We start from the raw sequence: 22,693 nt of genomic DNA on the forward strand, positions 1-22,693 counted from the left end.
CGGGACCTCAGCCATTGAACGCGGCCTGCGCTTCCGGCAGGTCCCAGATCTTGCCGATCGCGGCAGCCCCCGCGGTGGTGATCGCAGCCTCGTCGCCGTGAACATAGCGCCCCGCATCGATCAGCAAGCGGCCGTCGACGATGACCTGATCGACATTGGCGCGGTTGCCGAGCGCGATCAGCGCGCGGCGCGGATCGAACAGCGGCTGCAGGTGCGGATGGGTCATGTCAATGACTGTCAGATCGGCCGTTGCGCCGGGCGCAATCGCCCCGATATCCGGACGCTTCACCAGCGCAGCCGCGGTCGCTGTCACCGCTTCGATCAGGTCAGGCGCGCTCGCGACCTCGGCCCGCTGCAGCGCAAGCTTGGAGATCATCGAGGCCGCATTGAGCTCGCCAAGCAGGTCCATGTTGTAGCCGTCGGTGCCGACCACGGTGCGCACGCCATGTTCGGCAAACCGGCCGAACGCCGCCGTGACGCCGGATCGCGCAAACACCCGCGGGCAATTCAACACCGCAGCGCCCCGCGCCGCCATCAGCTTCAGATCGCTGTCGGAGCTTGCGATGCAATGCGCTGCGAGAAGATCAGGAGCCAGCAGGCCCAGCCAATCGAGATATTCGGCCGGCGTGCGGCCGTCATAACGCTTGCCAATCGTTTCCACCTCGGCACGGCTTTGCGCCAGGTGGGTAGTGATGGGAACGCCAAGCTCGCGGGCCCGGGCCGCACAAGCACGCAGCAGATCGGGTCCGCAGGTGTCGGTCGCATGCGGGCTCATCGCGAGGCCGAATCCGTCCCTCACCACACCCGTTCCAGCGCTGATAGAGCATGTTCCAGGTGGCGAGGTCGACCGCGCCGTCGTCACCGGCGTATCTGACCACACCGTCCGGGCCGGCCTTGGCGTCCGAGGTCGAGAACAGATACGGCGCGCCAGTAGAATCGGATTCCCATCTCCTCGGCGGCGTCGAACATCTCGGGGATCGTGTTGCGGAACGGCTCCATCACCGTGGTCGCCCCGCCCTTGAGTAACTGCAATATGCCGAGCCGCGCGACCGCAAGGCGCTCCTCGGCCGAGAGCAGATCGGCGCCGCGTTTGGTCAGCGGCAGCAGCACCGTATAGACGATGCTCTGATTGTTGCGCCGGCCGTTGCCATCCTCGGTGTGGCTGCGCGCCACCGCCTCGCTGAAACAGTGATTGTGCAAGTTCATCAGGCCCGGCAGGATGAAGCGCCCGGGACGATCATGTACCTCGGCGGCGAACGGCCTGTCCTTGGTGATAGCCGCGACCTTCTTTCCTTCGATCAGCACCCAATGATCGCGAAGCACGTCCTGCGTATCGTCGCAGCGTGATAACACGTAGCTGCCGAAGATCGCGATGCTGCTCATGATGGACGCACATTCCAGAAGACTGTGGTGCCGTCGAGGATGCCGGTGATACTCTTGCGGTAAGCGGTCGGTTGCTTGTACAGGCCGATCGGGAAATACGGAATCTCTTCAAACGCCAGCGCCTGGATCTCGCGGCATATCCGCTGTTGCTCTTCGAGCGAGGAAGCCGCGAGCCACTGGCCGCGCAGGCCGCCCATCTTCTCGCTGCTATACCATCCGGCGACTTTGCCTTCGCCGCGCAGATTGGTGTTACCGGCCGGGTTGAGCCAGTCGATGCCTTGCCAATTGCCGACGGCAGCGCTCCAACCGCCCTTGTCGATTGGATCCTTCTTGAGCTGGCGCTGCAGCACGACCGCGAAGTCGAGCGCCTGATGGTCGACGTTCATCCCGGCCCTCCGCAGCATGTCGGCGGCGATCTGGCCAAGCGGCTTTTGCGCGGCCGAATTGCTCGGCGACAGCAGCACGACCCTCTCGCCATTGTAGCCAGCCGCCGCCAGATCGGCCTTCACCTTAGCCATATCGCGCGGGCCGCGGAAGACGTTGAGCCCGACGTCATTGGCCATCGGCGTTCCCGGTGCGAAGTAGCCGATCGGCGAGAGCTGGTACGCCGGATCTCCGCCCGCGACCGCGGTCATGAAGTCGGCCTGATCGATCGCGCCGAGCAGCGCACGGCGGATCGCCGGATCGTCGAACGGCGGCTGCAGGTGATTGACGCGGAGCATGCACGCATAGCCGCGGGGATCGAGCACACGCGTTTCGACCTCATCGGACTGCTTCAGCACGGGTAGCAAATCGTGCGGCGTGGTTTCCTGCCAATCCTGCTCGCCAGTCTGGAGGGCCGCCACAGCGGTCCCCGGGTCCGGCGTCGTGGTCCACACAACGCGGTCATAGTGCACGACCTTGGGACCGGCGGTCCAATCCGGCTTGCCGTCCTGGCGAGGTTGATAGCGCTCGAACCGGGCATAGGCGTTGCGTACGCCCGGCACGCGCTCATCCGCGATGAAACGGAACGGCCCGCCGCCGATCACTTCGGTGATCGGCTTGAGTGGATCCTGGCTCGCAAACCGCTCGGGCATCATGAAAGCGGCATGCACCGCGGCCTTGCCGAGCGCCTGCGGCAGCAGCGGGAACGGCCGCCGCAAGCGAAAGCGGATGGTACGGTCATCCGGCGCGGACAGCTCCTCGGTTGCCGCCATCAATTCGCCGCCGAATCCGTCGCGCGAGGCCCAGCGTCGGATACTGGCAACGCAGTCCCGCGCCAGCACTCGCTCGCCGTCATGCCAGAACAGCCCATCGCGCAGCGTTAGGTCCCATTGCTTGCCGTCATTGGAGACGACGTGGCCCGAGACCATCTGCGGCGAGACTTCCAGCGCCGAATTGATGCCATAGAGCGTGTCGTAGACCATGAAGCCATGGTTGCGCGACACCTGTGCGGTGGAATAAATCGGGTCGACGAACGCCAGATCGATCACCGGGATGAAGCGCAGCGTCGACTGCGATCGCGCGCGCACGATACCCGGAAACGACAGCGCGGGCGCCACCGCCGCAGCGCGCAACAGGGACCGGCGGGAGAGCTGCATCGACGACTTGCCCCTGCTCATCAGCGCGATTGACCCGCCGTTTCGTGGTGCTGGAAGTTTGCTGCGATCGCCTCCCCGGTCGTGATCCACACGTCCGGGCAGGATTTGGCGTAGGTCAGGAACTCGCGGAGCAGACGGAGTTGCATCGGACGGCCGCTGCATTGCGGATGCAGCACGGTGGTCACCATCGCGCCCCAGTCGCGGACCTCGTCAAGCTCGTCCTTCCAGATCGAGAGCACATGCTCCTTGGGAAAGATCGAGCGCGGGCTGAACCGCGCCGAGAGGCCGTGCATCCAGTCGTCATAGCTCGCGGTGACCGGCAGCTCGATCGTGCCGGGCTTGCCGTCGGCGAGGCGATGACGATAGGGCCGGACGTCGTCGCGGAACGAGGAGGTGTAGACGATGCCGTGCCGGACCAGCGCTCGACGCAGCTCCTCAGTGAACTCGCCATAGGGTGCGCGATAGCCGATCGGCTTGACGCCGAGCCGGCGCTTCAGCGCCTCAAACCCCCGCTCCAGCTCTTCCTCGATCCAGGGATCGCCGGGGTCGGGCAGCAGATGGTGGTAGCCATGATGGCCGATCTCATGGCCCGCCTTGAGGATGGATTCCGCCATTGCGGGATGCGCGTCGACCGACCATCCCGTAACGAAGAACGTCGCCTTCAGATCGAGCTGGTCGAGCAGCTCCAAAAGCTTCGGCGTGCCGACCCGCGCCTCATAGCCGCCATAGCTCATGGTGATCAGACGCTGCGCGTGGACGGCGTCCTTACTGGTCCAGGCGCTTTCCGCGTCGACGTCGAACGACAGGAACATGGCCGACGTCCACGGCTTCGGCCAGGGATAGTTCGGTGCCGGGTCCGCGGTGTTCGCCGGGACGAGCGGGATGCTCTGGAGTGCCTTACTGTCCAGCATTGATGGTCGCCTTCTCTACGCCGTTGTCGGTCAATTTCCACTTTGCAAGCAGGCCGCGGTAGGTGCCGTCGGCGATCAACGCATCGAGTGCCTCTACAAAGGCCTGCTGCAGTGCCTTCTCCTTGACCGGCAACGCGATCCCGGTGAACTGCGCCGCGATCGCCTGGCCAACCGGCGCATAGGCGCCGGGTTCCTGGTCCATGATGTAGGGCAGCGTCTCATTGCCCTGGACCGCCGCGTCGATCCGCCCCTGCTTCAGTTGCGTGCGCGCGTCGGCGGAGCCCTCCGTGCCGACGAATACGATCGCGTTGCTGCCGCAATGCGCCGTGCTCCACGCCGCGATCTGATCCGGAAACATAGTGCGGCGGCTGGCGCCGACCTTCTTGCCGCACAGCGCCGCCATGTCCTTGAACTCGGCCGCACGAGATTTCTGCACAAAGAACTGCGGGCCGCTGCGCAGATAATCGACGAAGGTTGCCGCCTCATGCCGCGTCGCGTAGTCGGTAAAGCCCGACAGGACCGCATCCACCCGCCCGGACGAGATCGACGGCATGAACTGCGCGAAGCTGGTCTCTTCCCACTCCAGCTTGACGCCGAGCTTGCGGCCGAGCGCCTCGCCGAGATCGACGTCGAATCCGGCCAGCGCATTGGTGGCGGGATCACGGAACTCCATCGGCGGATAGTTCGGCACGATTGCGACCTTGATGCTGCCGCGCTTCGCAATCTCCGCTGGCAGCTCGATCGCAAAGGCCTCCCCGGCCAGGACCACTCCAAGCACGCCTGCGACAATCAGTCTGATCATCAAACTCCCCCCATCAAATCACCGCCGCCAGAAATGCCTGCGTGCGCGCCTCGCGCGGCGCCCCGAGAACATCAGCGGCGCGCCCGGACTCCAGGATTGCGCCATGGTCCATGTAGACGACGCGATCAGCGACCTCGCGGGCAAAACCAAGCTCATGTGTCACCACCATCATGGTCATGCCGCTCTGCGCGAGCTCCTTCATAACCGACAGCACCTCGCCCACGAGCTCGGGATCCAGCGCGCTGGTTGGCTCGTCGAACAGCATCAGCATCGGCTTCATCGCCAGTGCGCGCGCGATCGCCACGCGCTGCTGCTGACCGCCTGAGAGCTGCGACGGATAGGAGTTTGCTTTCGTCGCAAGCTCGACCCGGCGCAGCAGCTCGATCGCCTCGGCGCGGACCTCATCCAGCGAGCGGCCCTGCACCTGCACCGGTCCTTCCGTGATGTTCTCCAGCGCCGTCTTGTGCGGAAACAGGTTGAATTGCTGGAACACCATCCCGGTTTTCAGCCGCTGGCGCGCGATCTGCCGTTCGGTCAGGCGGCGCAGCTTGCCACCCTCTTCGCGTACGCCGAGCAGTTCACCATCCAGCCAGATGCCGCCGCTATCGATCTCGGTGAGCTGGTTGATACAACGAAGCAGCGTCGTCTTGCCCGAGCCCGACGCACCGATCAGGCAAAGCACCTCGCCGGGCCACACGTCGAGCGAGACATTCTTGAGAGCCTGGAACTCTCCAAAGGCCTTGCTGACGGAGCGGATCGCGACGAGGGGCTTCGTCATCGGTTGATCCGTGCCGTTCCACGCGCAAAGCGGCGCTCGAGCAGCATCTGCAGCGGGGTCAGGATCGATACCACCAGCAGATACCAGCAGCCGGCGACGATCAGGAGTTCGATGACGCGCGAATTGGCGTAGTAGATATTCTCGGCGTTATGCAGCACCTCGGGATACTGGATCACGCTGGCGAGCGAGGTCGCCTTCACCATGCCGATGAATTCATTGCCGAGCGGCGGTATCACCACGCGCATCGCCTGCGGCAGGATGATCCGCCGCAGCGCGCGGAGCCGCCCCATCCCGATCGCCTGCGCCGCCTCATACTGCCCGGCATCGACCGACGGCATGCCGGCGCGCATCACCTCCGACGTATAGGCGCCCTGGTTGATGCCGAGTCCGAGCAGCGCTGCGAGGAAGGGCGTCATGACGTCGACGGCACGTGCCGTCCACAGGCCGGGAATGCCGATGGTCGGAAACACCAGTGCGAGATTGAACCAGAGCAGCAGTTGCAGGATCAGCGGCGTGCCACGGAACAGCCAGGTGTAGCCTGCAGCGACCGACTTCAGCACCGGATTGGGGGACAGCCGCATGATCGCCACGACCACGCCGAGGATGATGCCGAGCACCATGGCGAGCACCGCCATCACCATGGTGTTGACGATACCCTCAAGGATCACCTTCGCGGTCAGGAAGCGGCTGACATCGGACCATTCGATCTGGCCGGCGGCAAAGGCACGGGCGATGGCCGCCAGCACCACGACGATCGCGGCCGCAGCCAGCCACCGCCGCCAGTGGATCTCCCGCGCGATCTGCATCTGCGAGAGATCGGGAAAGCCTTCCGCAAGCGTCGGGGCCGCCCTCATTGCGGCGCCGCATTCATCATCGGCTTGGCGACGGCATTCGCCTCCAAACCAAATTTGTCGAGGATCTTCTTGTAGGAGCCGTCAGCGATCATCGCCGCGAGATGCTCCGTCACCACCTCGCGTAGGGCAGCATCGTCCTTGCGGAACATGATGCCCTGATAGCCGATTGCGAAGGGCTCGCCGACAACACGGTACTTGCCTGCCTCCTGCTGCTGGGCATAGGGCAGCGTCTCGCTGCCCTGCACCGCGGCGTCGATGCGGCCCTGCTTGAGCTGGTTGCGGACGTCGATCGAGTTCTCGCCCGGAACATACTGAATGGCCGCCTTGCCTGCAGCCTCGCAGTTCTGCTTGCTCCACTTCTCGATCTCGACCGGAAAGCTCGTGCTGCGCGTGGTGCCGACCTTCTTGCCGCAGAGATCGGCGGCGACCTTTGCCTCATGCCCGTCCAGAACGAAGAACTGCGGTCCGGTGGTCAGGTAGTCGATGAAGTCGGCGGTCTCGCGCCGTGAGTTACGGTCGGAAATGCCGCTGATGATGAAATCGGCGCGCTTGGTCTGCAGCGACGGGATGAGTTCAGCGAACGGCGTTTCGCTCCAGACGATTTTGACGCCGAGCCGCTTGGCAAGTTCATTGGCCAGATCGATGTCGAGGCCGACGAGTTCGTTCGTCGTGGGATCACGGTACTCCATTGGAGCATAGGTCGAATTGACCGTCAGCTTCAATGTGCCGGTCTGCTTGATCTCCGCCGGTAGTTCGCCCGCCCGCACGGAGGCGGCAGCGAATGCGGCAAGGCCGAGGAAAAGCGAGAGGCGTGTCATGTCAGCTCCTTTGCCAACGCGCGACTGGCCGCATGTCAGTCCATGTCGAGAACGGCCGGCTCGACCACGCCGGCGCGCTCAGTGATCATCCTGTATTGCTCGGGCCGCCGGTGGGCGGCAAAATTGAACATCTTGTCCTTGCCCTGGCGGCAGAGATCGAGATCGATGTCGGCAACGACGACCTCGTCCGCCAGTGTCTTCGCCTGTGCGACGATCCTGCCGTTCGGATCGACAATGCATGAGCCTCCGATCAGGCCAGAGCCATCTTCCTCGCCGGCCTTCGCTACTGCAATCGCCCAGGTCGCGTTCATGTAGGCGTTGGCCTGCGCGACCAGCGTCGAATGAAAGGTGCGCAGTGCCGCGTCCTCGGTGGCGCCGCCGTTCGGATCGTAGGCCGCCGAATTGTAGCCGATGCAGACCAGTTCGACTCCCTGCAGGCCCAGCACGCGCCAGGCTTCCGGCCAGCGGCGATCGTTGCAAATCATCATGCCCATGATGGCGTGGCTCCACGCCGATCCTGCGCGGAAGGCGGGAAAGCCGAGATCGCCATATTCGAAGTAGCGTTTTTCCAACTGCTGGTAGCGCGCGCCCGATCGCGGTTCGACCGATCCGGGCAGATGCACCTTGCGATATCGACCCATGATCTCGCCGCTGTCGCCAACCAGGATCGCACAATTGTAACGACGGCCATCCGGGGTAAGTTCGGCATAGCCGACATAGAAGCCGACGCGCAGTTCGCGGGCTCGGTCGAATAGCGCCTGGACAGCCGGATTCGGCATGCCGCGCTCGAAATACTGATCGAGCCCATCGCCTTCGAGCAGCCAGCGCGGAAAGAATGTCGTGAAGGCGAGTTCGGGAAACACCACCAGCCGCGCCCCCCGCGCGGCCGCCTCTTCGAGCAACCGGAGCATGCGATCAAGTGTGTGCGCACGGGCATCAGCTCTTTGCGTCGGCCCCATCTGGGCTGCGGCAGCACGAAGAACGCGAGTCAACATTGCCTCCAAATGATGCGGACTGCTGCCTCGATAGGCGGACCGATATTCCCTCGGCAGCGCTCATTCCGCACCGCATTACAAGAAATGAGAGCGGCGTTGGCAATCACTCGTGCTATGATATTTTCGGTCGGACTATAACGGGCACGAATAGATGAACCTGCGCCAACTCGAAATTTTGCGTGCGGTCGTTCGACACCGGACGACAGTCGCAGCAGCCGAGGAGCTGTCGCTGTCACAGCCGGCGATCAGCAACGCGTTGAAGGCGATGGAGACGCAGGCGGGCTTCGCCTTGTTCGAGCGCGTCAACAACCGCCTGTTTCCGACCGCCGAGGCGATGGCGCTCTACAAGGAAAGCGAGACGATTTTTGCGCTGCATGCCAAGCTGGAAAACCGCGTCCGTGATCTCAGGGAATGTCGCACGGGGCATCTCTCGATCGTCGCAACGCCGCCGCTGGCCTACAGCATCATCCCGCCCGCATTGTCGGACTTCCTGCGCCGGCGGCCGCAGACGCGGATGTTCTTCGACGTTCGCCGCTATGAGGGCATCATCGACGGGCTCCTGAGCCGGGTCGCCGAGCTCGGCTTCGCGCTCGGCTTCTCGCATCATCCGGGCATCGCGCATGAAGTGGTACACACCGGCGAGATGGTCTGCGTCGTGCCGCCGCGGCATCCGCTGGCGGACCGCGCGGTGATCACCGCGTCCGATCTCGCCGATCTCCCCTTCATCGGGCTCGAGCGCGGAACGCAGTTGGGTGAAGCCGTGCGTGCGAGTTTTGCTTCGGCCGGCGCTCCATTCCAGCCAACTGTCGAGGTGCGATACTGCAACACCGCCTGCGTGCTCGCCGCAGCAGGCGTCGGCGCGGCGGTGGTGGATCCGTTCTCACCGCACCAGGCTGGCAGTCAGGAGCTGGTCATACGCCCCTTCCTTCCCGAAACACCTGCGCTAGCATACATGCTGTGGTCCGAAGCGGAGCCGCTCTCGCGTCTTGCAAGAGCGTTCCTCGACGAAGTCCGCCGAGCAAGCCGACAACTGGAATGATCAGGGCACCGTACTGCCGACACGAAGAGCTCAGCGGCCGCGCCGATCGCGCTTGGCTAGGCCAACAGAACATCGAAAATAACTCCATGCACAGTAGACATGGCATTGTCAGCAAAGGGGTTTTCGCCCGCCCTTCTTCGGAGAAACTGCTGCGCACTCTTCCGGATCGTGGTCTGGATATTTGACACGTCAGGCAAAACACCGGCACTATTCCATCATGCCCGCTTCACCCCTTGGCACGCCCCCCGGCCAGCCCACGTAACGCCAGCGACGGCCAGAACTCCGCCCAGGGTTGCGCCGCCTCGAAGGCCGCAGCGATACGGAAGATCGTGGGTTCGTCGAGCCAGGGCGCGATGATCTGGTTTGATCAAGACTGCCGCCTTCTTGGCCAGATATACATGTCAATCCGCGTTGGGGTCATTCCGCATGGAGCGCATGAGCGCTGAACGAGGTATTCGGACTTGCCGAACATCAACCTGAAGCTTCTCCATACTTTCCTGCTCGCGGCCGAGCACGAAAGCTTCCGAAAGGCTGCAGAGGAATCCAACCGGTCGCCGTCTGCCATCAGCATGCAGGTTCGCGACCTGGAGGAGCAGATCGGCGTCCTGCTCTTTCGCAGGACACCGCAGAAGGTGTTGCTTACACCTGAGGGTCGGATCCTGTTCGAACAGGCAAAGCGAGCCCTCCAGGAAGTTCAGTCCGGGTTGGATCTGCTGACCGAATCAGCGCAATCCCGCAGCCGTCACATTCGAATGGCTTGCGTTCCGACACTTGCGTCCGGATGGCTGCCCAACATCCTGGCGACATTCAAGGTCCGCTATCCGCGGAGCCAGGTCCAGCTCATGGAGCTCTCCACGACACCGATGCTCGAACTGCTGAAGCGGCAAGATGTCGAGTTCGGCATTGGTCCGGAGGTCCCCGACATGGGGGATTGTGAGTTCGAGCCGATCCTTGAAGATCCCCTCTTTGCCTGTGTACCGCCGGTATTCGACGAGGGCCAATCAAGCATCGGATTCGCCGATCTCGTCGAAAAGCCGGTTATCCTGCTGTCGAAGACGACAGCGGTCCGAGGGCTGATCGACGAGACGCTGGAGATCCTCGCCGTCCGCCTCGATGTGCAATTCGAGGTCCAGGCCGCTACGACGGCGCTGGCCCTGGCAGCGTCCGGCCTCGGCATCGCAATCGTACCGCGGGTCGCTCTGGTGCAGGCCGGCGTGCAGCAGTTTCGTGTCGTCCCGATCTCGGACCACGTCAAGCTTCGCCAGATCGGCTTGATCACCCCGCGCGGCCCTGTCAGGCGCCCGAACACCGAACAACTGATTTCATTGATCCGCTCGAGCCTGGCCCAGCTGCGCTGACGCCGCGCTTAGAGCAACTTCAGAAGCGCATCGACGACCTGACTGGTCGTTGCGCTGCCGCCGATGTCACGGGTCCTCAGCGCTGCATCCTCCAGCCCGGCACGGACCGCGGCCTCGATCCTGTCGGCACCAAGCCGCAGCCGGCTGTCCCGATAGCGCTGATCGAGCCGCCGCAGCATCAGGATCGCCGCCAGGATCGTCCCATAGGGATTGGCGAGCCCCTTTCCTGCGATGTCGGGCGCCGAGCCATGCGAGGCCTGGAAGAAACCGATCCCGTCCCCAACCTCTTCCGATGGCGACATGCCCATGCCGCCGACCGTCGCCGCACCGAGATCGGAAATGATGTCGCCGAACATGTTCTCGGTGACGATGACGTCGAAATGCGAGGGCTTGTTGACCAGATGAACCGTCATCGCGTCGACAAGGACGTGCTCGGCTTCGATGTCGGGATAGTCTTTGGCGACCTCGTCGAAGACGGCACGAAAGAACGCGTAAGTGCGCAGCACATTGGCCTTGTCGCAGCAGGTCACCCGGCGCCGACCGTCCTTTGGTGAACCATTCCGTGTTCTCGCAAGCTCGAATGCGAACCGGACGATGCGTTCGATGCCCTTCCGGGTCTGGACGAGCGTGTCGACTGCGACTTCCTCCCTGAGCAGCGCGCCGGCGCCGCGCGCGGCGTAGAGGCCCTCGCTGTTCTCCCTGACGATGACGTAGTCGATCGATCCCGGCCGCCCGAGCGGGGACGGCACGCCCTTGTACAGCTTGATCGGCCTCACATTGGCGAACAGGTCGAGCTTGAAGCGAAGCGAGAGCGTGAAATCGAGTCCGGCTTCGGTTCCATCACGGTGAACCACACCGGGAATGCCGGCCGCACCATGGAGAATAGCATCGGCTGTGCGGCAGCCCTCGAACGAGGTGGCCGGAAACGAATCCCCGGTTTCGAGAAAGTGCGTGGCGCCCGCGGGATATTCCGCAAAATGGAGCGTCCCGGCCTGGACACCGGCTTGCAGCACCGCGACCGCCGCACCAGCGACTTCGGGCCCGATACCGTCTCCATGCACGACGGCGATCTTGTAAGTATCCTTCATGATGCTCGCTCGACAAATTATCCTGTGATGGTGACGTCACTTCGCCCGTGGCAGGACATGCACGATGTGGCATGGCCTCTCGCTGCTCTCGTCCGGCGGCGCGGTCACTGCCACGATCGGCCGCGCCGGACGATCGATCAATCCAGCTTGATCCAGACCCCCTTCGTGTTCAGGTATTCGTCGAGCTGTTCGGTGCCACCTTCGCGGCCATATCCGCTCATCTTGTAGCCGCCGAACGGCAACGCAGGATCGATGGCGTGATAGGTGTTCACCCACACCGACCCGGCGCGTAGGCTCCTCGAGATGACGTGGGCCTTGCTCACATCGCGCGTGAAAACACCTGCCGCAAGTCCGTATGGCGTCGCGTTGGCGCGCGTCACGGCCTCATCGAGCGTGTCGAACGGCAGCGCGGAAATGACCGGGCCAAAGATTTCATCACGGGCAATCTGCATGTTGTCGGAGACGCCGGCGAACACGGTTGGCGCGACGAAATTACCCTTCGCGAGGGCGCCTTCTCTCAGCCTGCTGCCACCGGTCACGACCTTCGCGCCCTCGTCGCGCCCGCTCCGCAGGAAGCCTTCGACCTTGTCGAGCTGGCACTCGGAGACCAGCGGTCCAATCTCCGTCGTGGGATCGGCACCATCACCGATCTTCAGGGCCGCGGCAAATTTCCCGAGCCGTTCGACCAGTTCGTCGTGGATCGCGCGCTCGACGAACAGGCGGGAGCCGGCGATGCAAATCTGGCCCGAATTGGCAAACGCCGCCATCGCGGCAATCGGCACGGCCTTGTCGAGGTCCGCGTCCGCGCAGACGATCACCGGTGACTTGCCGCCGAGTTCGAGCGACACCCGCTTGAGGTTGCCGGCCGAGGCGCGAACGATCGCCTGCCCGGTTGCGGTGGATCCGGTGAAGACGATCTTGTCGACACCGGAGTGCTCGGCCAGCGGCGCCCCGGCCTCCGGCCCGGTCCCGGTCACGACATTGACCACGCCCGGCGGCACCCCTGCCTCGCTCATTAAATCCGCGATCAGCAATGGCGTCAGCGGCGCCTCTTCGGACGGCTTGAGCACGATGGTGCAGCCGGTCGCCAGCGCGGGCCCGATCTTCCAGACCGATGCAGCCGTCGGCGCGTTCCAGGGAATGATGGCGCCAACGACGCCGACCGGCTCCTTGCGCGTGAACGAGACGATATCGCCCGGCAGCGAATTGTCGATCGTCTGCCCGTGGATCGCGGTTGCCATGCCGGCGTAGTATCTGAGCATGCCGAGCACGCGAAGCTTGTTCGCCCGCGTTCTGACGATCGGCATTCCCATGTCTGCTGTATCGGACTGGCTGATCTCCTCCCAGTGCTTCTCGAACAGGTCGGCGATCCGCAACAGCAGGGCCTGCCGCTCGAACGGCTTGAAGCGGCTCCACGGGCCCTCGAAGGCGCGGCGGGCCGCGGCGACGGCAAGACCGATGTCGGCCGCGTCTGCCCGCGGCACGCGTCCGATCACCTCGCCGGTCGCGGGGTTGCGCGTCTCGAAGACTTTACCCGAGCGGGCTTCGACCCACGCGCCGTCCACAAACATCTTTCGGGTTCGGCCGTCGATGGGAAATCGGATCTCAGCTTTTGTCATCGGTCTACTCCTGTCAGAGGCGATTGTCGGATGTCCGCCTTGTTTGATGTCGTGCTTACCTTGCAGCAATCGTCTCGGGAATGGGTTCTACGCAGCTGGCTGCTGTTTGCGGAGGAAGTGCGCCAGTTCCGGAATATAGGCCTGCCCGTGCCCGCTCTCGACCACCGCTGCCATCGCGCCGGCAACACCGTCGGCGATCGTCCGGCATGCGCCGGATGTGCCCGCCATCGTCCTGTAGTAGTTGATGTCCTTCAATGCATTGGCGATGAAGAACGGGACCGTCTCGACGTCGCCAGCCACGATGGCCGGCGCCAACCGCTGCAGCGCCACGCCGGCGCCACCGCCTTTGGCGAGAACATCGACGAAAACCGCGGGATCGACGCCTGCATCGGCCGCCTGCGCGGCTGCTTCGCTGAGAAGCGCCATGAAGCCGATTGAAACGTAGTTGTGGAGCAGCTTGAGCCGATGGCCGAAGCTCACGGGTCCGACCCGTTCGAGGCTCTCGGTGAACGCGGCAAGGACGGCACGGACGCTTTGAAAGTCTGCTTCATCGCCGCCAACCAGAAGGTTCAGCGTTCCCTCTTCCGCATGCTTCGCTGTGCGTGTCATCGGCGCGTCGAGGAAGCTTCCACCGGCGGCCCGGACCGCAGCGGCCATCCGCAACGTCGATTCCGGCAGCGCGGTCGAGCAATCGACGATGATTGTCCCCCTTCGCAGCCGGGGCAAGACGCCGGCATCGCCGGTGAGAATTGCTTCGACCTGCGGAGAGCCGGTCACGCAGAGGATGATGACATCGGACACGTCTGCCACGTCGCCCGGAGTTCTTGCAGGCTACGGCGCCGAGACCGACGAGGTCGTCCACCGGCTGATTGCCGGGATGGTCGAGAAAGGCAAGAGGATAGCCGCCCCGCACCAGAACGTTCTTCGCGATTCCGTGTCCCATCAGGCCGACACCAATAATTCCCACCTTCATTGCGATACCTCGCTGATCATTCGCATCTCTGGTTGGACTGGGCGACGTTGCCTACCCACGATCATGTTGGAAAACCATCTAGTAGACGGCGGCGTACATGCGTCAGCTTGAACGAGGGCGTTCGTCGCACCAGAGCGCTCATCGTCCGATCCAACGTTGCCGCAAGGCCGCGCTGCCGACGGCTCTGAATGCGAAGGCGCGACCGAGCCGAACCGTTGCGCAAGATTAATCGCTCGCGACCATCGTTTCCTGCCTGCAATTGGTTGTTGTTTGTGCGGCAAGATGAGCGACGCTACCCCCGCTTCGTGCAAGGCGCTTTTTCTGACCCCCTGTTTGGTTTTTCTGATGTACCGGTGTTTTGATACGAACCGCCAAGGGAAGCAAGAGACCACTCACTTGGAGCGGCCGCGCGTTTCGGCCCGCGCAAGCCTCGCGTCACCTTCCAGCCTTCAGCGATTGAGAAAAACTGACGCCCCCTTCAGAAATACTGCGCCGCTTCGGCATTGCCTTGGCGCTCTGTCCATCTAAGATCGGACCTCGATCGACGTCTCTGTCAATCAAAATGAACCAAGCTGACTTGGTCGATTAGGGAGGTACCCGCATGAAACTTCGCATGCTGCTGGCGCTTGCGGGCGTGTTCTTTGGCATGAGCACGGTTGCACTGGCTCAAGGTCAACCCGACGACGAGTGCCAAAATCCGGGAAACGACGAGCTTCTGAAGCAAGGATGCGCTTATCTCGACGAGTTCATGAAGGCGTTCAACTCGCGAGATGCGGAAGCCTGGTCCAAGACGGTTCACTATCCGCATATAAGAATCGCTGGCGGGCAGGTGCAGGTCTGGAACACGCCGGAAGAATATGCGCAATCGAACGATGCGAAACAGTTGGCGCAGGCTTCGACATGGGCTCGCTCAGCGTGGACGTCTCGCAAATTGGTGCAGAAATCCGACGACAAACTCCACTTTGTCACGAGATTCACGCGCTATGACGCCAATGACAAGCCGATACTTTCCGCCGACTCTTTCTACGTGATCGTCAAGAGGGATGGCCGCTGGGGAGCTCTGGTACGATCGAGCTACGTCGGCATCATCGGCAAGAAGACCGCCTTCTGACGAACGATATTTTCCACAGTGAACGCAAGGAGCAGACGTCCAATCGAGTGGCGTCTGCGTGTTCACACCGCCATCGGCGCGATTTGGCCTTCGCGACTGCGCCCGAGCCGAAGGGCGACCAGCCCGATACCTTCGCGCTGATGAGCCGCACACATTAGACCTGGACCGAGGTCAGCTTCTTCAGGCAGCGCAACGCGAAGGACGATCGGCTGTGGCGAATGCCGGGAATACGATAGAGCTTTTCGCGCAGGAAGCGTTCGTATCCGGCGGTGCTTTCGACGGCCACCTTCACCACGTAGTCGTAGTCGCCGGTCGTGAGATAGGCTTCGATCACCTCCGGCAGGTTCGTGAGCAGCTGGCCGAAACGTTCGAGCACCTCATCGTCATGGTGATCGAGCGTCACTTCTATGATGACCGTTTCGGGCAGGCCGAGCTTCTCCTGATTGAGCAGTGCGACATAGCCATCGATATAGCCCTGGGTTTCGAGCCGCTTCAGTCTGTTCCAGCACGGCGTGGTGGAGAGCCCGATTTCGTCGGCAAGCTGCGCCGTCGTCAGTCGCGCATCCTGCTGCAGTGCGCGGAGGATTTTGCGGTCGATCTCGTCCAGGCGAAGCGAATCCTTGCGCGGAGCCTTAGCTGGCCGCGCCGCACGTCTGACCTTCGCCATATCCAGAACTCCATTCTATTTAGCAGCACAATTACCAGAATGATTCCACGTCGAATGACCGAATTACCCAGATAATTGGAACAAAAATCCGGTTGTTGGCCAGTACAAACATACTACGTTTAGGGAGGAGCGGACGGTGTTTTTTCTGGAGCTCAGGAGCAGCGATATGCATGCCGCCCTCGGCCGGCTGCTCGATCAGGCGCGCGTCGCCGGCCTTAAGCTCGCGGCCGTCAGCGCCCAAGCCGACGCCGACGTGTACCGGATATCAGCGTCCATCGACATCACGGATCGTGACGCTGTTGATCGTCTCGCCCGCCGCGTTGGTACTGTGGTCTGCATTGGTGCCGTCGAGGTGCGCGGCGAATGCGACGTCGCGCTGCCGGGCCCGGCGCCGCATCTCTCGCTTGAAATGAGGTCGCGCCCATGACCGACAACGCGCCACTTTCCCTTCACGTCCCCGAACCGGCCGTGCGCCCGGGCGACACGCCCGATTTCTCCAACATCCGCATCCCTCGCGCAGGCCAGGTCGCACGCCCCGAAGTCGACGTCGATGCCGAGGCGATCCGCGACCTCGCCTTCTCCGTCATCCGCGTGCTCAATCGCGACGGCGAAGCCGTCGGCCCCTGGGCGGGATCGCTCTCCGATGATGAATTGCTGGAAGGCCTGCGTCACATGATGACGTTGCGCGCCTTCGATGCGCGGATGCAGATGGCGCAGCGGCAGGGCAAGACGTCCTTCTACATGCAGCACATGGGCGAGGAAGCCGTGAGCTGCGCCTTCCGCAAGGCGCTGTCGCCGGGCGACATGAACTTTCCGACCTATCGCCAGGCGGGACTGCTGATCGCGGGCGGCTATCCGCTGGTGGACATGGCCTGCCAGATCTATTCCAACACCCATGATCCCCTGAAGGGACGCCAGCTGCCGGTGATGTATTCCTCGAGGGAGCACGGCTTCTTCTCGATCTCCGGCAATCTCGCCACCCAGTACATCCAGGCGGTCGGCTGGGCGATGGCGTCCGCGATCAAGAACGATACCAAGATCGCCGTCGGCTGGATCGGCGACGGCGCCACCGCCGAGTCCGACTTCCATGCCGCGCTGGTATTCGCCTCGACCTATCGCGCGCCGGTCGTGCTCAACATCGTCAATAATCAATGGGCCATCTCGACCTTCCAGGGCATCGCGCGCGGCGGTTCCGGCACCTTCGCGGCGCGCGGCCTCGGCTTCGGCATTCCGGCGCTGCGGGTGGACGGCAACGACTATCTCGCGGTCCATGCCGTGGCGAAATGGGCCTGCGAGCGCGCCCGCCGCAATCTCGGCCCGACGCTGATCGAGCACGTGACCTATCGGGTCGGCGCGCATTCCACCTCGGATGATCCGGCGGGCTATCGGCCGAAGACGGAATCCGAAGCATGGCCGCTCGGAGATCCTGTGATCCGGCTGAAGAACCATTTGATCGTGCGCGGCGCCTGGTCGGACGAACGGCACAAGCAGACCGAGGCCGAGATCATGGACACCGTGATCGCGGCGCAGAAGGAGGCCGAGAGCTACGGCACGCTGCATTCCCCCAAGCATGCCTCTGCGCGCGACATGTTCGAGGGTGTATTCTCGCAGATGCCGCCGCACCTGCGCCGGCAGCGCCAGGAAGCAGGAGTCTAAGCCATGCCGCGGCGAACCATGATCGAGGCGATTCGCGAGGCCATGGACGTGATGATGTCGCGCGATGACGACGTCGTCGTGTTCGGCGAGGACGTCGGCTATTTTGGCGGCGTATTTCGCGCGAGCCAAGGGCTGCAGGCGAAATACGGCAAGAGCCGCTGCTTTGATACCCCGATCAGCGAGCTCGGCATCGTCGGCGCCGCGGTCGGCATGGCGGCCTACGGCCTAAAACCCTGCGTCGAGATCCAGTTCGCCGACTACATGTATCCGGCTTACGACCAGATAGTCTCCGAGGCCGCCCGACTGCGGTATCGCTCGAACGGCCAGTTCACCTGTCCGGTTGTGGTGCGCATGCCGACAGGCGGCGGCATCTTCGGTGGACAGACGCACAGCCAAAGCCCGGAAGCGCTGTTCACCCATGTCTGTGGCATCAAGACCGTGGTGCCCTCGAATCCGAGCGACGCCAAGGGCCTCCTGATCGCCGCGATCGAGGATCCCGACCCGGTCATTTTCCTTGAGCCAAAGCGGCTCTACAACGGCCCGTTCGACGGCCACCATGACCGTCCCGTGACGCCGTGGTCGAAGCACGATCTCGGCGAGGTCGCCGAGGGGTACTACACCGTGCCGCTCGGCCGCGCCGCGATCCGCCGGCAGGGCGAAGCCGTCACGATCCTGGCCTATGGCACGATGGTCCATGTCGCCGAAAGCGCGGCAGCCGAGACCGGCATCGATGCCGAGATCATCGATCTCCGCACCCTTCTGCCGCTCGACCTCGACACCATTGAGGCCTCGGTCAAGAAGACCGGACGCTGCGTGATCGTGCATGAGGCAACGTTGACGTCCGGCTTCGGCGCCGAGCTCTGCGCGCTGGTGCAGACGCGCTGCTTCTATCATCTGGAAGCGCCGATCGCGCGCGTCGCGGGCTGGGACACGCCCTACCCGCATGCCCAGGAATGGGACTACTTCCCGGGCCCGGCGCGAGTCAGTCGCGCGCTGGCCGAAACGCTGGAGGCCTGAGATGACCGAGCGTGTCGTCAGACTGCCCGACGTCGGCGAAGGCATCGCCGAAGCCGAGCTGGTGGAGTGGCAGGTACAGGTCGGCGATCTCGTGCGCGAGGATGCCGTGCTCGGCGCCGTCATGACCGACAAGGCCACGGTCGAGATTCCCTCTCCAGCCGAAGGACGTGTGGTCTGGCTTGCCGGCAAGGTTGGCGACATGCTTGCGATCGGCTCCGACTTCGTCCGGCTCGACGTGGACGGCAAGGGCGAAACGTCCACCACGACTGCGGCGCGGGCAGTGCAAACGACGAGCGCGCCAGCGCGAAAAGCGGGTCATGCGGCGCGCGCCACACCAGCGATTGCACCCGCGCATGTCGCACCCTCCCTGCAGCCTCTGGGGACACCGTCCCGTCGCGAAGGCGAACGGCCATTGGCAGCGCCCGCAGTTCGGCTCCGCGCGCGCGAGGCGGGAATCGACCTGCGTCAGTTGCACGGCTCCGGCCCGGCCGGTCGAATCACCCACGACGATCTCGACAGCTACATCGCACGTGGCTCCGACGAAGCGCCCGCGCTGCGGAGCCGACCCAAGACCGCCGTCACGGATACCAAGGTCGTCGGCCTGCGCCGCAAGATCGCCGAGAAAATGTCGATCGCAAATGCGCGGATCCCGCACATTACCTATGTCGAGGAGGTCGACGTCACCGCGCTCGAAGATCTTCGCGCAAAACTCAACGAGCAAAAGCGCACCGACTGGCCCAAGCTGACGCTGCTGCCGTTCCTGATGCAAGCTATCGTGCGTGCCGTCGCCATACAGCCCGAGCTCAATGCCCATTTCGATGACGAGGCCGGCATCGTGCACCAGCACGCCGCCGTCCACATGGGGATTGCGACGCAAACCGGGGCTGGGCTCATGGTGCCGGTCGTCCGCCACACGGAGGCGCGCGATCTCTTCGACTGCGCGGCCGAGGTGATCCGTGTCACCGAGGCGGCACGAAACGGCACGGCTACGCGCGACGAGCTCATCGGTTCGACCATCACGATCACTTCACTCGGCGCGTTAGGTGGGCTTGCGACGACGCCGATCATCAATCACCCCGAGGTCGCGATCGTCGGTGTCGATCGAATCGCAATACGTCCGCACTGGGACGGCGCAGGCTTCGTGCCGCGCAAGATGATGAACCTATCGTCGAGCTTCGATCACCGCGTGATCGACGGTTTCAACGCCGCGCTGTTCGTGCAGCGGATCAAGACGCAGCTCGAAACGCCCGCCATGATCTTCATTGACGCATAAGACTATGACCGACACCACCTGTAAGCTTCTCGTCATAGGCGCGGGCCCCGGCGGCTATACCTGTGCGATCCGGGCCGGCCAGCTCGGCATCGACACCGTGGTCGTAGAGTCCGAAAAGCCGGGAGGAACCTGCCTCAACATCGGCTGCATCCCCTCGAAGGCCCTGATCCACGCGGCCGACACTTACGAGACGGTCGCACGTGCCGCCGACGGCAAGGCCTCGCTCGGCATCTCCGCCCAAAAGCCGTCACTCGACTTCACCAAAACCATCGCCTGGAAGGACGATATCGTGCGGCGTCTCAATGGCGGCGTGAGCGGATTGTTGAAGCGCGCCGGTGTCAGATACACGGCCGGACACGCGAGCTTTCACGACGGCAAGACCGTCGAGGTTCACACGAGCAACGGCGTTCAGCTGATCCATGCCGAAACCATCGTGATCGCCACGGGCTCGGCGCCAATCGAGCTACCGTCCCTTCCTTTCGGCGGCCGCATCATCTCATCGACAGATGCCCTGGCGCTTGCTGAGGTGCCGAAGCGGCTGATCGTCGTCGGTGGCGGCTATATCGGCCTCGAACTCGGCACGGCCTTTGCTAAACTCGGCGCCGACGTCACCGTGGTCGAGGCCACGCCGCGCATCCTGCCGCAATATGACGGCGAGCTGAGCGACCCCGTTGCCAGGCGGCTCCGTGCGCTGGGCGTTACGATCCTGACAAGCGCGAAAGCCAAGGGGCTGGTCGCAGAAGGCACGGCGCTTCTGATCGAAACCGCCGACGGCGGACAGACAACGCTCGAAGCCGACAAGATCCTGGTCACGGTCGGCCGTAAGCCCGCGACGTCAGACTTCGGCCTCGAGCTGCTCGATCTCGATATGGACGGCCCCTACATCCGCATCGACGATCGATGCCGAACCTCGATGCGCGGCGTCTTCGCGATCGGCGACGTCACGGGCGAGCCGATGCTGGCGCACCGCGCCATGGCGCAAGGCGAGATGGTCGCCGAAATCGTCGCCGGCCAACGTCGCGCCTGGGACCGCGTCGCAATTCCCGCGATCTGCTTCACCGATCCCGAGATCGTCACGGTCGGCCTCTCACCAAGCGAGGCGCGGGACAAAGGTCTTGAGGTCAAGACCGATCTGTTTCCGTTCAAGGCCAGCGGTCGTGCGCTCACGCTGGATCGGGACGACGGCTTCATCCGCACCGTGGCGCGTGCCGACAATCATGTCCTGCTCGGGATTCAGGGCGTGGGCCCTGGCCTCGCCGAGCTGTCAGCGGCGTTCAGCCTGGCGCTGGAGATGGGCGCGCGCCTCGAGGACATCGCCCTGACCATCCATGCCCATCCGACTCTAAGTGAGAGCTTTCATGAGGCCGCGCTGAGATCACTAGGCCATGCAATTCATGTCTAAAACATAGGGGGGAACCATGAGCCAGACCACGACCTTTGCCGGCGCTGCAAGCGGTGCGAGAAGCAGCATCGAGACCTCGACCATCCGTGCCATCTCCTGGCGCCTGATTCCGTTCCTGGTGCTGGCCTACTTCTTCTCCTATCTCGACCGCGTCAATCTCGGCTTCGCCGCGCTGACCATGAATGCCGAGCTGAAGTTCACGCCGTTGATCTTCTCCTGGGGCGCCGGCATCTTCTTCATCGGCTACTTCATCTTCGAGGTGCCGAGCAACCTTGCGCTGGAAAAATTCGGCGCCAGCCGCTGGATCGCCCGCATCATGGTGACCTGGGGCATCATCTCGGCGCTGATGGCGCTGGTCAGCGGCGTCACGAGCTTCTACGTCTTGCGCTTCCTGCTCGGCGTCGCCGAGGCCGGCTTCTTCCCGGGCATCATCCTGTATCTGACCTACTGGTACCCGGCCGAATATCGTGCCCGCTTCCTGGCGGCCTTCGCCATTGCCGTGCCGGTCTCGACCGTGATCGGCGCGCCGGTCTCGGGCCTGCTGCTCGGGCTCGACGGCATGATGGGGCTGAAGGGCTGGCAGTGGCTGTTCATCATCGAGGGCATCCCTTCGGTGCTGCTCGGCCTCGTCACCTGGTTCTATCTCACCGACAGACCGGAGAAGGCGAATTGGCTCTCGGCCGAGCAGAAGGCCTGGCTCAAAGCCAAGCTCGATTCCGAGATCGCCGCCAAGCAGGCGGTGAAGCATCCCTCGCTCGGCCAGGCGCTGTCCTCGCCGAAGGTGATCGCGCTCAGCCTGATCTATTTCGGCTTCGTCGGCGCGCTCTATGGCATGCAGTTCTGGCTGCCACAGATCGTCAAGGCCTTCGGCCTCACCAACGCGCAGACCGGCTTCGTCACCGCGATCCCCTATCTGTTCGGCACCATCGCCATGATCCTGTGGGCGCGGCATTCGGATGCGAGCCGCGAGCGCGTGATGCATGTCGGCGCGCCGCTGCTGCTCACCGCCGTTGCGCTCGGCATCTCCTCCTATCTCACCGATCCCACCCTCACGATGGTGGTGCTGACGGTCGCCGCCATTGGGGTGTTCTGCTGCTTCGGCGTGTTTTGGACCCTGCCAACCGCCTGGCTGTCCGGCACGGCGGCGGCCGGTGCCATCGCCCTGATCAACTCGATCGGCAATCTCGCCGGGTTCGGTGGGCCCTATCTGATCGGCTGGGTCAAGGAAGCCACCGGCCAGACCTCGACCGGCTTGCTCGTCCTTGCCGTCCTACCGCTGATCGCCGGCCTCCTGGTCTTCATCGGGGGCCACGACAGCAAGCACGAGTTTGCTGAACAGGGGCGGTAAGCAGCGTGCACGCGGTCTCCT

Annotated in this window: 21 protein-coding genes and 1 pseudogene; 10 read left to right on the forward strand and 12 right to left on the reverse strand. The window is 63.6% G+C overall.

The features are described 5' to 3' along the window. Window positions 1-7: 7 nt before the first annotated feature. The 8 genes and pseudogenes from ACSKB8_RS37035 to ACSKB8_RS37070 all read right to left on the reverse strand — a co-directional run bounded on the left by ACSKB8_RS37035 (window position 8) and on the right by ACSKB8_RS37070 (window position 8,085). A pseudogene (locus tag ACSKB8_RS37035) lies at window positions 8-1,383 on the reverse strand (amidohydrolase family protein). Continuing rightward, a complete protein-coding gene (locus ACSKB8_RS37040) occupies window positions 1,380-2,963 on the reverse strand; it encodes an ABC transporter substrate-binding protein (protein ID WP_438110824.1) in 1,584 nt (527 codons plus the stop codon). Before ACSKB8_RS37040 ends, ACSKB8_RS37035 begins: the two are co-directional and overlap by 4 nt. Before the next feature lie 20 nt (window positions 2,964-2,983). Then, window positions 2,984-3,874, reverse strand: coding sequence for a polysaccharide deacetylase family protein (locus ACSKB8_RS37045; protein WP_438109447.1), 891 nt, complete (start codon window positions 3,872-3,874; stop codon window positions 2,984-2,986). Continuing rightward, window positions 3,861-4,676, reverse strand: coding sequence for an ABC transporter substrate-binding protein (locus ACSKB8_RS37050; RefSeq protein ID WP_438109448.1), 816 nt, complete (start codon window positions 4,674-4,676; stop codon window positions 3,861-3,863). Before ACSKB8_RS37050 ends, ACSKB8_RS37045 begins: the two co-directional genes overlap by 14 nt. A 13-nt stretch (window positions 4,677-4,689) precedes the next feature. Next, a complete protein-coding gene (locus ACSKB8_RS37055; protein ID WP_438109449.1) occupies window positions 4,690-5,454 on the reverse strand; it encodes an amino acid ABC transporter ATP-binding protein in 765 nt (254 codons plus the stop codon). Continuing rightward, on the reverse strand, window positions 5,451-6,308 hold the full coding sequence (locus ACSKB8_RS37060; protein ID WP_438109450.1) for an amino acid ABC transporter permease: 858 nt from the start codon (window positions 6,306-6,308) through the stop codon (window positions 5,451-5,453). The genes ACSKB8_RS37055 and ACSKB8_RS37060 overlap by 4 nt, the downstream gene beginning before the upstream one ends. Further along, the gene (locus tag ACSKB8_RS37065; RefSeq protein WP_438109451.1) at window positions 6,305-7,126 is read right to left on the reverse strand and encodes an ABC transporter substrate-binding protein; all 822 of its coding nucleotides are present in this window, start codon (window positions 7,124-7,126) and stop codon (window positions 6,305-6,307) included. Before ACSKB8_RS37065 ends, ACSKB8_RS37060 begins: the two co-directional genes overlap by 4 nt. A 35-nt stretch (window positions 7,127-7,161) precedes the next feature. Beyond that, a complete protein-coding gene (locus tag ACSKB8_RS37070) occupies window positions 7,162-8,085 on the reverse strand; it encodes an N-carbamoyl-D-amino-acid hydrolase (protein WP_438110826.1) in 924 nt (307 codons plus the stop codon). A gap of 187 nt (window positions 8,086-8,272) precedes the next feature. Here ACSKB8_RS37070 and ACSKB8_RS37075 point away from each other — a divergent pair, with 187 nt between their 5' ends. Together ACSKB8_RS37075 and ACSKB8_RS37080 are read left to right on the forward strand one after the other, a co-directional pair. Further along, entirely contained in the window at window positions 8,273-9,160 is an 888-nt protein-coding gene (locus ACSKB8_RS37075) for a LysR family transcriptional regulator (RefSeq protein WP_438109452.1), read from the forward strand. Between the two features lie 461 nt (window positions 9,161-9,621). Then, on the forward strand, window positions 9,622-10,518 hold the full coding sequence (locus tag ACSKB8_RS37080; RefSeq protein WP_438109453.1) for a LysR family transcriptional regulator: 897 nt from the start codon (window positions 9,622-9,624) through the stop codon (window positions 10,516-10,518). 8 nt (window positions 10,519-10,526) lie between these two features. Here the strand turns inward: ACSKB8_RS37080 and ACSKB8_RS37085 are convergent, their stop codons facing one another. From ACSKB8_RS37085 to ACSKB8_RS37095, 3 genes are all read right to left on the reverse strand, one after another. Beyond that, window positions 10,527-11,606, reverse strand: a complete 1,080-nt coding sequence (locus ACSKB8_RS37085) for an isocitrate/isopropylmalate dehydrogenase family protein (protein ID WP_438109454.1) — start codon at window positions 11,604-11,606, stop codon at window positions 10,527-10,529. Between the two features lie 137 nt (window positions 11,607-11,743). Next, window positions 11,744-13,225 carry an aldehyde dehydrogenase family protein gene (locus ACSKB8_RS37090; RefSeq protein ID WP_438109455.1) on the reverse strand — a complete coding sequence of 494 codons (1,482 nt, stop codon included), beginning with the start codon at window positions 13,223-13,225 and terminating at the stop codon, window positions 11,744-11,746. Window positions 13,226-13,312: 87 nt separating this feature from the next. Next, window positions 13,313-14,035 (reverse strand): NAD(P)-dependent oxidoreductase, encoded by a 723-nt coding sequence (locus tag ACSKB8_RS37095; protein ID WP_438109456.1) that lies wholly within the window; start codon window positions 14,033-14,035, stop codon window positions 13,313-13,315. Between ACSKB8_RS37095 and ACSKB8_RS37100 the strand changes: the two genes are divergently transcribed. Further along, window positions 13,923-14,309, forward strand: a complete 387-nt coding sequence (locus tag ACSKB8_RS37100) for a hypothetical protein (protein ID WP_438110924.1) — start codon at window positions 13,923-13,925, stop codon at window positions 14,307-14,309. The genes ACSKB8_RS37095 and ACSKB8_RS37100 overlap by 113 nt on opposite strands. 502 nt (window positions 14,310-14,811) lie before the next feature. Next, the gene (locus ACSKB8_RS37105; RefSeq protein ID WP_438109457.1) at window positions 14,812-15,309 is read left to right on the forward strand and encodes a hypothetical protein; all 498 of its coding nucleotides are present in this window, start codon (window positions 14,812-14,814) and stop codon (window positions 15,307-15,309) included. 154 nt (window positions 15,310-15,463) lie between these two features. Here the strand turns inward: ACSKB8_RS37105 and ACSKB8_RS37110 are convergent, their stop codons facing one another. Next, a complete protein-coding gene (locus ACSKB8_RS37110; protein ID WP_438109458.1) occupies window positions 15,464-15,976 on the reverse strand; it encodes an Lrp/AsnC family transcriptional regulator in 513 nt (170 codons plus the stop codon). A gap of 136 nt (window positions 15,977-16,112) precedes the next feature. On the opposite strand from ACSKB8_RS37110, the gene ACSKB8_RS37115 reads away from it, so the two are divergent. From ACSKB8_RS37115 to ACSKB8_RS37140, 6 genes are read left to right on the forward strand one after another with little or no spacing between them, the layout of a single operon-like run. After that, window positions 16,113-16,403, forward strand: a complete 291-nt coding sequence (locus ACSKB8_RS37115) for a hypothetical protein (protein ID WP_438109459.1) — start codon at window positions 16,113-16,115, stop codon at window positions 16,401-16,403. Then, complete coding sequence (locus tag ACSKB8_RS37120; RefSeq protein ID WP_370986530.1) at window positions 16,400-17,632, forward strand: 3-methyl-2-oxobutanoate dehydrogenase (2-methylpropanoyl-transferring) subunit alpha; 1,233 nt, start codon at window positions 16,400-16,402, stop codon at window positions 17,630-17,632. The genes ACSKB8_RS37115 and ACSKB8_RS37120 overlap by 4 nt, the downstream gene beginning before the upstream one ends. Before the next feature lie 3 nt (window positions 17,633-17,635). Next, window positions 17,636-18,649 (forward strand): alpha-ketoacid dehydrogenase subunit beta, encoded by a 1,014-nt coding sequence (locus tag ACSKB8_RS37125; RefSeq protein ID WP_249760880.1) that lies wholly within the window; start codon window positions 17,636-17,638, stop codon window positions 18,647-18,649. Window position 18,650: 1 nt separating this feature from the next. Beyond that, complete coding sequence (locus ACSKB8_RS37130; RefSeq protein WP_438109460.1) at window positions 18,651-19,922, forward strand: dihydrolipoamide acetyltransferase family protein; 1,272 nt, start codon at window positions 18,651-18,653, stop codon at window positions 19,920-19,922. A gap of 4 nt (window positions 19,923-19,926) precedes the next feature. Then, window positions 19,927-21,324: a dihydrolipoyl dehydrogenase gene (gene lpdA / locus ACSKB8_RS37135; protein WP_438109461.1), complete on the forward strand. Its 1,398-nt coding sequence runs from the start codon at window positions 19,927-19,929 to the stop codon at window positions 21,322-21,324. Between the two features lie 16 nt (window positions 21,325-21,340). Then, the gene (locus tag ACSKB8_RS37140) at window positions 21,341-22,672 is read left to right on the forward strand and encodes an MFS transporter (RefSeq protein WP_438109462.1); all 1,332 of its coding nucleotides are present in this window, start codon (window positions 21,341-21,343) and stop codon (window positions 22,670-22,672) included. Window positions 22,673-22,693 lie beyond the last annotated feature (21 nt).

The sequence above is a fragment of the Bradyrhizobium sp. BR 1432 genome (assembly GCF_051547705.1).
Lineage (GTDB): Bacteria > Pseudomonadota > Alphaproteobacteria > Rhizobiales > Xanthobacteraceae > Bradyrhizobium > Bradyrhizobium zhanjiangense.